Here is a 9679-nt window from a genome sequence, read left to right as displayed (position 1 = left end):
GCGGAATGCCGCAAGCGCATTTATGCCCGCGCCAGCGCTGAGACCCAGATGAACATGGCAACGGCTGCGGCTGCCATTGCTGGCAAAGCCGTTGCTGATCGAAGTGCTGATGAGGTCACGCTTTTGACCAGTACAAAGGCTGCACTGGATTGGGTGGGTGCTATGCGCTCCAAATGCCTGGAACTTGCTGAAGATCCGGGCACTGATTTCACACAGGCCGCAAGTTGGCCGGAGTGCCCGCCTGAAGTGGTTGCACTGACAGAGCAGTTTTAAGCTTCTCTCTTTTTTCTATTAATCTGGTGGGGTTCATATGACGACCAATTATCATCACGGGGTCCGTGCTCATGACATGACACAGGCTCCACCGATCATCCGTGTTGGCGAGTCTGGGGAGATCGGCATTATTGGCACAGCACCTGGTGCCGATGCTGAACAGTGGCCGCTCAATGTGCCGGTCGCCATCATTGGGGACATTACCAAAGCTGCAAGCCTTGGCGCAACCGGCACATTGCCAATCGCGCTGAAGACGATCTGGAAGCAATATGCAAAAACTTCTGGCAAGATCGTTGTGATCCGTGTTGAAGAGCTTGCAGATCCGGCTCAGCAGATCAGTGCTGTTGTTGGTGATGTGACCTTAAAGACGGGTGTTCATGCCTTCCGTTCCGCCAATACGCTGCTTGGCATTGAGCCTGATCTTCTGATTGCCCCTGGCTTTGCCAATGCCTCTGCAGATGGCAAAGCCAATGCTGTGGCCAATGAGCTGATCAGTGTGGCTGTGCGTCTTCGTTCCTTCGTCATCTTTGATGGGCCAAACACCACAGCCGTTGATGCGGTTACTGCCCGTGGGAACTATGGTTCTGATCGTGCCATGATGGTTGATAACTATATCAGCGAATGGGACACGGGCCTTGACGCTGAAGTGCAGCTGCCAGGATCAATCCTGGCAGCGGGCGTGCAATCTAAGATGGACCTGGAAAAGGGGTTCTGGTGGCCTGCCTCCAACAAGCCAGCCCTCATCAATGGCACGGCCCGTGTGGTGGACTACCGCTCCAATGACAGCGGCTGTGAAGCCAACTTCCTCAACTCTCACGACATCACAACCATCATTCGTGACGATGGGTTCCGGCTCTGGGGCACCCATACAACGGATAAGGAAAAGCTGCTGGGTGGCACCATTGTTGGTCGCCGTGTTGCTGACAAAACCTACGACGCGCTGGAACGCGGCCTGATGCCGTATATCGACATCCCGCCGAGTGAGCAGGCCATTGAGAGCATTGCAGGCAGTGTGCGCGGTTTCCTGCGTGATTTACGCGGCAAAGGAGCGCTCATTGGATATGAGTTCGAGTTCCCGGCAGATCTTAACTCCGTTCAGCAGATGGCGGATGGGCAGTACTTTTACAAGCTGAGGTTCGTGGAAGCGGCAAGCATCCGCAATATCGAGATCTGGGGCTATCGCACGCCGGAACTTTATGCCGAGTTCCTGTCTCAGGCAGCAGCTCTTTCCAGCTTCTCCTCATCTGCAACCTAACCCGCCAAATTCATAGAAAGGAAATGCTATGGAACGTGTCCATAAAGCTGATGGTCATACGCTCTGGATTGGCGAAAGTGACTTTGGTGCCACTGTCACAGAGCTGGACAGACCAGAGTTCGCCCGCAAGATTGAGGAACGCCGGACCGGTGGACGCCAGTTCCCCGTTGGTATCTCGCATGGTTTTGAGGCGTTGAAGCTCTCCGTCAAATGCAAGGGCGTGGCACTGCCATTTATCGGTCTGGTCCAGAGTGGTCAGATCAACGGTGTACGTTTGTTCATTCGCTCTTATCTGGATGACGAACAAGGCGGCTATCAAGCCTCAGTTGAGGAGTTTCAGGGGCGCTGTACCGCTCCCAACAAAGTCATTCAGTCCTGGAAAGAAGATGGTGACATTGAAGGCGAACTGGAGTTCTGGCTGACCTATTATCGCTGGGACTTTGGGGATGCGGAAAACACCATTGAGGTGGACGTTCTCAATGACATCTACCTGCCAGAGCACATGTTCCAGAATAAGGCCCGACGCTCAGCACTTGGACGCTCCTGATCAGTCAACCTGGCTGGCGGCTGATGGTCGCCTGTCTCCTCTCCTTTGTTACAGTTGAAAGAGTTTATCATGCCAAAGCAAATCGTTTCCCTGCCAACTCCAATCACCCTCAATGGCGAACAGGTCAATGAAATCACTTTAACCCGTGAGCCGATTGGCAGCGAGTTTGGCAACTACACGCCGTTTGAAGTCTCTGATGGCAACATCAAGGCTCTGGCGTATGTCCTGCCAAAGATCACGTCTCCACATCTGTCCAATAAGATGATCAAGGACATGCCAGGGCGTAACATTATGGCCCTGACAGCGGGCTTCAATCGTTTTTTCGATGGGATGGATCAGGATGGATTAGTCCAGACAGTGGAGACGACTTCGAACAAGAACCCGACTTCGATGACCTCCCAAGGCCAGAGCGACCAGAAAGCCTAGATCAGGTTTTTTATGAGATCACCGCAGCCTTCCAGTGGGGGCTGCGGGATTTGGAGGAAAAGACCTGGCCTGACCTCTACCGCCACTGGATCAATGCTCGTGAGATTTTGAAGAAACGAAAGGCGGCGATGGATGAGTGATCTTAAAGCCCGGATGACGATGGAATTGCGCGATAAGTGGACGCGCAATGGTCGCCGCCTTCGCGATTCAATGCGTGGCATTCGCAAGGACAGCCGGGACATGGGCAAGGGCTTTAAAAGCGCTGCCCGTGATGCTGCTGAAATGGCCCGCAAGGACATCCAGGCCGCACGCTCCAAACAGGGTCTGATCACTGAATTTAAGAAGGGCCAAAGCGCTGTCAAACAATCGCGCCTGGAATATGCGGCCGCGAAGACCAAGATGCAGGCGCTGTCTAAAGAGATCAGGGCAGCTGAAAAGCCCACGAAGAAGCTTCAGACAGCCTTTAAGAAAGCCAAACAAGATACCAAGCGATTAGGCGACACCTTTAAACAGAACACTCAAACTGCTCAAAAGAACAAGCAGGCGCTTGGTGCTGTCGGGATCAAAGCGAACCGACTATCCAGCAATGAGCGCGAACTGGCGGCAACGATAGATCGCGCCACGGCCAGAATGAATGAGCAAACTCAGGCCGTGCGTAGGCAGCAGGCAGAATACCAGAAATTAGAGCGCCGCAAGCAAGCCGTATTGCGCCTGACTAACCGGGAACGCCAGAGACGCGATAGCCGCCTGGTGCGCGGCGCGGCTGTTGGCGCTGCTGGCGTGGGCGGCATGCTGGCCGGTCGGCAGCTTTTGCGTCCTGTCAGTAATTCCGTGGCGCAGTTTGCCGGATTTGAAGAGCAGATGGATTCTGTTGCAGCTGTTGCCCGCGTTAAAAAGGGCGGCGAAGACTATCGCGGGCTGAGCAATCTGGCTCGTGAGCTGGGCTCTACAACCAGTTACAGTGCATTGGAAGCTGGGCAAGGCATGGGCTTTTTAGCGATGGCAGGCATGGATGTTGCCGCCATCAAGGCTTCTATGGCGGATGTGCTCAATCTTGCCAAGGCAACCAAAACGGATCTGGCAGGGACGGCTGATATCAGTTCCAATATTCTATCCGGCTTTGGCCTGGAGCCTGCTGAGATGACCCGCGTGGCTGATGTTCTGACAGCCACAACCACCCGCGCCAATGTGGATCTGACCATGCTGGGCGAGAGCATGAAATATGCCGCTCCCATTGCCAAACAGCTTGGCGTATCGCTGGAAGAAACAGCAGCCATGGCTGGTCTGCTTGGAAACGTGGGTATCCAGGGCTCTATGGCGGGCACATCCTTGCGTACAATTTACACCCGCCTTGCTGCACCTGCTAAGCGAGGCCGCAAAGCCTTGCGCGAGCTGAAGGTGGAAACCAAGGACGCCGCGGGCAACTTGCGCTCTGTCCCTGATGTGCTTTTAGATATCGCCAAGGCCACAGAAAAAATGGGAACTGGCAAGCGTGCCGAGATTTTCAAGAATATAGTAGGTGCTGAAGCTGGCTCTGCTTTTGCTGCACTGCTTGATGACAAAGGTTTTGCCGTTTTTGAAAAACTGCTGACTGACCTGAAAGACGTCAATGGTGAATCAAAGCGCGTTGCCACTCAGATGGGCGATAACCTCATGGGGGACTGGAAAAGTTTTGGTTCGGCGACTTCCGAGGTTGCCCTGATCTTTGGTGATGCGCTCAATCCAGCCTTGCGCGATGTGGTGAAGACTATGACTGGCTGGGTGCGCAGCACTGGCGAATGGCTGAAAGAACACCCGCGCATGACAAAGGCAATAGCGTTCACCGTTGCAGCCCTTGCCGGATTGCTTGTGGTTGGTGGTGGCCTGCTCGCCTTCATGGGAACAGCCATTGCATTGGCGGCTCCTTTGCGCTTCGGTCTGTTTATGATGGGCATGAGTGCCAGGACAAGTGCTGGCCGAATTGGCCTGATTGGCCGTGCCATCAGGATGCTCAACCCGATCCGGTGGGCAATGCTTATCCCTAAGCTGGCATGGCGTTTGTTTGTGACGCCGCTGAAGTGGCTTTCGTTTCTGCCCAAGATTGCTTGGCGCGGCGTTGTTACAGGCTTGCGGTGGGCAAGCTTTATTCCCAAACTGGCATGGCGCGGCATGGTTGGTGGGTTCCGCTGGCTGTCCTTCTTGCCAAGACTGTCCTGGCGTTTGCTCATTCCGGTTCTGAAATGGGGCTCTCGTCTTATTCCAGGAATTGGCTGGGCGATGTTGGCCGGGGATCTGGCGTGGCATCTTCTGATCAAGCCGCTTGGCTGGGACAAATATCTGCCCAGCATTGAATGGTCCGAAGTCTTTGGGGCATTCTCCTGGGATGGATGGATACCCAAAGTTGACTGGGGCATGTTGTTTGGTGCCGTGAAGTGGCCGGATGAGCTGACCAACTTTGACTGGCGTAAGTTTGTCAAAGAGATCAACTGGCTCAAAGTCATGGGCATAGGCGTCCCAACCGCGATCAATACGATCGTGGAGAAGTTCACGGGAATTGACCTGTTTGAGATCGGTCAAAATGCGATCAAAACCCTTTGGGACGGTATGAGTTCCAAGGTCGGGCAGATGGTAGACGACATTAAATCCAGGCTTGTTGGCATGATTCCGGAATGGATGCGCGGCGAAAGCGGCGGAGACAAAGGATCAGGACAAAACGTGCAAGCCCGTGCCTCTGGCGGCTCTTATCGCTCAGGTCCGCTTTTGGTTGGTGAGCGAGGCCCGGAACTGAAATATGCCAATGAAGGTGGCTATATCGCTCACAACGATAACCTGAAGCGCATGGTGCGGATGTCTGACCGTATTCGCAAGGCAGCTCGCATTGGAGCTGTGGCCGGAGCGATTGCTGCACCTATGCCTTCAGTGGCTGCTGCTGCGCCAATCCTGCCAGGCATGCCAGCGGCTATGGCACCTGCTGCAACTACAGGGCCGAAGTTTGAGATCTCAATTCAGTTCGGCAATATCACAACTACAGATCCGGATATTGGAAACGTTATTGAGGAAGCTGTTGCAAATGCTCTGGGTCGCGCCATGACGGATGCACAAAACCTTTTGTCTGATTGAGGATACTGATGATGGATAGAAGCTATGCAATCAGGGAAACTCAGGACGGGAAGTTTTGGACGCTCTGCAAGTGGCGTGGAGCCACAATGAAATGCTTTCGCTCAAAACGGAAGGCACTGGCAAACCGAAAGGGTGAACGTTGGAATGCAGGAAAAATCTCACTCTATCTCCGTTGGTGTACCAAGTGAGGAGATGAAGTATGAGTAGACCACTTGCAGCCCTTGGAATGTTTGTTTTCGCGCCTGATGTTGGTTCCTTTGAAGAATTGGAACGACGCTGGAAGTTCATATGGGCAAAGCCTGACCCTATTGGCGGAGCTCCTGTGAAGCAGTGGACGGGGCCAGGAGATCAGACCCTTATTATCAAAGGCGGGATCTGGCCGGAGATCCAGCCAGCAGGCTCATGGAAAATGGAAGCCATTGCAGCACGCGCCGGATCAGGCCAGCCCATGACTCTTATTTTAAGTTCTGGCCGGGTGCTTGGGCGCTGGTGTGTGGAGGAGATCTTCAAGAAAGAAACCGAGTTTGTGAAAGCGGGCTCAGGCACGGCCATGGAGTTTTCCATCAACTTAAGCCGCTATTCAGGAGCAAGTTCACTATGGCCGTTTTAAAGCGGGCGATCCGTGGGGATACGGTTGAGAGCATGATTATGGATCATTATGGCAGGCAGAGTGATGAGCTGCTGGATCTGGTGATGCAACAAGAGCAAAACAAGCACCTTTGCGCTCCTGATGCGCCTCTCACTCTGGATAGCCGCATACAGGTCTATATGCCGGATTTACCCGCACAAGAGCGACCCCAGATCATTACACCAGACATAAACCTATGGGATTGAAATGAACCTGTTTGTCTCCATCAATGGCAAGGATGTCACGGGCTTTTTGCAAAACCTGCTAAGCGACAAAAGCGCATCAACTCTGATCGATATTCAGGTTGATGATGAGGCGGGCGGCAAGTCCGACAAGGTGACGCTGAAGCTGGTTCGGGATCATCAGATTGCCTTGCCACCCAAAGGAGCACAGATCATTGTCAGCTTGCCCAATGCAGCCGGCTTGTTGATGCCTATGGGGATCTATTACAGCGACGCTCCCCAAACCTTCGGAAGCAAGCAAGGCGGGCATTTGATGACGCTTTGCGGAACCGCTGCTGACATGGGTGGATCACTGAAGGAAAAGCGCACGCAAAGTTACGACAGCACAACACTCAAGAAGGTTGTTGAAGTGATTGCTGGCCGTCATTCATTAGAGCCTGTTGTGAGCAAAAGCCTTGCCTCTATCTCAGTCCCTCACAAAGATCAGACCAATGTCAGTGATATGCACTTTCTGACTGAGTGGGCAAAAGAACTGGGAGCCATCTTTAAGGTCGCTCATGACAAGCTCATGTTCGTTGAAAAAGGAACTACAAAGAAAGCTTCTGGTGCTCAAATCCCACCTCTACAGCCGCTTGCCACCCAAATCATCAGCTATGAATGGAGCGGTGCACAGCGGACCGAATACAAAACCGTAAAAGCTGCCTATCACGACCAGGACCAAGCCACGCGCCTTTATGCTGAAGCTGGAAGCGAAGAGCCTGTTCACACGCTCTGCAAAACCTTTGCAAGCAAGGCAGAAGCACAAAAAGCGGCGGATGCCGCTTTGAAGGATGGGATTGCTGGAGCGCAGACGGCCAGGGTGACAATTGTCGGGGATGCCAGCGCACGAGCTGAAGGAGCGATTCTCTTGCCACCTGTACAACCAGAGTTAGCAGGCGCGTGGAGCATTCGAAGAGTAACACACAGCGTTCGAAAGGGCGTCGGATACACTTCGAAGCTAGATCTGGAGAGGGTTCGAAGCTAGTTCTTCGAAGGTGAAGCATGAGGTGTGAAGAGAACGGAAAATCGCGCTTCATGCCCTTAAAGGGCAAAAAGACCCCTAAAACTGAAGTGTTCTAAATTCAAGTGTCCCATACTCCAAATCGAAGTGTCCCGCTTCAGTGATGTTGGAGGAGGAATGCGTATACCACTCATTAACTATGAGTTTGACCCAGCCAAATTAAGGGTTGAAACGATGAGAACATTGATAGAACATAACAGATACAAATAGGGTTCAAATTAAGGGTGTTTGTTATGTCATTTGTACTTCGTGAAGCAGCAGCATTCGGTTCTATCGTTCTTTTTGCAAGCAGCTGCCTGATGTGGGGTGATGCGCTGACCCGGATGCTTCCTTAGTAAATACTGAGGAAGAGAGGTTGGGAAACTCGGGATAACCGGTGGTGCGATTTGCCAGGCAATTGCATTTTGCTTTTGGGTCCTCCAAATGAGGTGCTACTGTCGCACACACCTTGCGAACCAAAAGGCTCCAGATGTCATCTCCAGGTTTCGTCCATCTCCGTGTTCACTCGGCTTACTCTTTGCTGGAAGGGGCTCTCCCAATTGGAAAGCTGCTTGATCTGGCTTCCAAGGATGAGCAGCCGGCGCTGGCCATTACTGACAGCGGGAACTTGTTTGGTGCGCTCGAGTTTTCTGAAAAAGCTTTTGGCGCAGGTATACAGCCTGTCATTGGTTGTCAGATATCGGTGACTTTTGACGATCAACCTGACGCGGTGGGGGATGAAGCCGTCAGTGATCTGGTTTTTCTTGCCGTGAATGAAGGGGGCTATGAGAACCTCATGGATCTTGTGTCAAGAGCCTTTCTTGATACAGAGCCGGGGCTCAAAGCCAATGTTCCTCTTTCACGTGTGTTGGATAAATCTGATGGCTTGATTGTTCTGACTGGTGCGAGTGATGGTCCGATTAACTCGCAACTGCGAGAAGGGCATGTTGATCTTGCCAAGTCTCGCCTAGAGGTTTTGCAGTCCACATTTGGCGACCGTCTTTATGTGGAATTGCAGCGCCACAATATGAAAGGCGAGGAAGATGTTGAGCCTGCGCTCCTGAACCTTGCCTATGATCTGAATATTCCAATTGTTGCGACCAACGAGGCTTATTTCCCTAATCCGGATGATTATGAAGCGCATGATGCCCTGATCGCGATTTCCGAAGGTCGTGTTCTTGTCGAGACGGATCGCCGTCAGCTGACGCCGGATCATTGCTTCAAAACCCGTGAGCAGATGATGGAGCTGTTCTCCGATCTTCCGGAGGCGCTTGAGAACTCCGTGGCGATTGCGCGGCGCTGCCATTACCGGCCTTTGAAGCGAGATCCTATTCTGCCACGCTTTGCTGGTGCGGATGCTGATGCTGGCGAAGCGGAGCGTGCCGAGGCGGAAGAGCTGACGCGGCAGGCTAAGGAAGGCTTGCAGGCGCGTCTCGATCTGCATGGTCTGGCACCTGACCTTGAAGAGAAAGATTATTGGGACCGTCTGGATTATGAGCTTGGCATTATTATCCGCATGAAGTTCCCTGGATACTTCCTGATCGTTGCGGACTTTATTAAGTGGGCGAAGAACGAGGACATTCCTGTGGGGCCGGGGCGTGGTTCCGGTGCGGGATCGCTTGTTGCCTGGTCACTGACCATCACTGATCTTGACCCAATGCGGTTCTCGTTGCTGTTCGAGCGCTTCCTGAATCCGGACCGCGTGTCCATGCCGGATTTCGACATCGACTTTTGCCAGAACCGTCGTGAAGAAGTGATCCGTTATGTGCAGCGCAAGTATGGCCGCGAGCAGGTGGCACAGATCATCACCTATGGAACGCTGCAGGCCAAGGCGGTGCTGCGTGATGTGGGCCGTGTTCTGCAGATGCCATATGGTCAGGTGGACCGCCTAAGTAAACTGGTGCCCGGCAACCCGGCCAATCCGTGCACACTGCCAGAGGCATTGGAGCAGGAGCCGCGGCTGCGTGAAGCAGCCAAGCAGGAAGAAGTTGTCGACCGCCTGCTGAAGATGGCGCAGAAGCTGGAAGGCCTTTATCGTCACGCGTCTACCCACGCGGCGGGTGTGGTGATTGGGGACCGTCCGCTGGAGCAGCTGGTGCCGCTTTACCGAGACCCTCGTTCGGACATGCCTGTTGCTCAGTTCAACATGAAATGGGTTGAAGCGGCCGGTCTGGTTAAGTTTGACTTTTTGGGTCTGAAAACGCTGACAGTGATTGATACTGCGGTTTCG

The 9679-nt window shown here is 53.3% G+C and carries 8 protein-coding genes and 1 pseudogene; all 9 read left to right on the top strand.

The features are described 5' to 3' along the window. Positions 1–273: pseudogene (locus PPL9_RS26600) on the top strand (hypothetical protein); the annotation flags it as partial. Positions 274–310: 37 nt separating this feature from the next. Then, entirely contained in the window at positions 311–1528 is a 1218-nt protein-coding gene (locus PPL9_RS26595; protein WP_057465551.1) for a phage tail sheath subtilisin-like domain-containing protein, read from the top strand. Between the two features lie 28 nt (positions 1529–1556). Continuing rightward, positions 1557–2075, top strand: coding sequence for a phage major tail tube protein (locus PPL9_RS26590; RefSeq protein ID WP_057465550.1), 519 nt, complete (start codon positions 1557–1559; stop codon positions 2073–2075). A gap of 69 nt (positions 2076–2144) precedes the next feature. Then, on the top strand, positions 2145–2501 hold the full coding sequence (locus tag PPL9_RS26585; RefSeq protein WP_057465548.1) for a phage tail assembly protein: 357 nt from the start codon (positions 2145–2147) through the stop codon (positions 2499–2501). Positions 2502–2633: 132 nt separating this feature from the next. Next, complete coding sequence (locus PPL9_RS26580) at positions 2634–5600, top strand: phage tail tape measure protein (protein WP_057465547.1); 2967 nt, start codon at positions 2634–2636, stop codon at positions 5598–5600. A 199-nt stretch (positions 5601–5799) separates the two neighbouring features. Beyond that, on the top strand, positions 5800–6210 hold the full coding sequence (locus PPL9_RS26570) for a phage tail protein (RefSeq protein ID WP_057465543.1): 411 nt from the start codon (positions 5800–5802) through the stop codon (positions 6208–6210). Continuing rightward, positions 6198–6434: a hypothetical protein gene (locus PPL9_RS26565; protein WP_057465541.1), complete on the top strand. Its 237-nt coding sequence runs from the start codon at positions 6198–6200 to the stop codon at positions 6432–6434. The genes PPL9_RS26570 and PPL9_RS26565 overlap by 13 nt, the downstream gene beginning before the upstream one ends. A 1-nt stretch (position 6435) precedes the next feature. Then, the gene (locus tag PPL9_RS26560) at positions 6436–7434 is read left to right on the top strand and encodes a contractile injection system protein, VgrG/Pvc8 family (RefSeq protein WP_057465540.1); all 999 of its coding nucleotides are present in this window, start codon (positions 6436–6438) and stop codon (positions 7432–7434) included. 505 nt (positions 7435–7939) lie between these two features. Then, on the top strand, positions 7940–9679 hold a 1740-nt coding region (gene dnaE / locus PPL9_RS33805), incomplete at its 3' end, for a DNA polymerase III subunit alpha (protein ID WP_208989659.1).

The sequence above is a fragment of the Pseudovibrio sp. POLY-S9 genome (assembly GCF_001431305.1).
Classification (GTDB): Bacteria; Pseudomonadota; Alphaproteobacteria; order Rhizobiales; family Stappiaceae; genus Pseudovibrio.
This window is presented reverse-complemented; position numbering and strand designations above follow the sequence as displayed.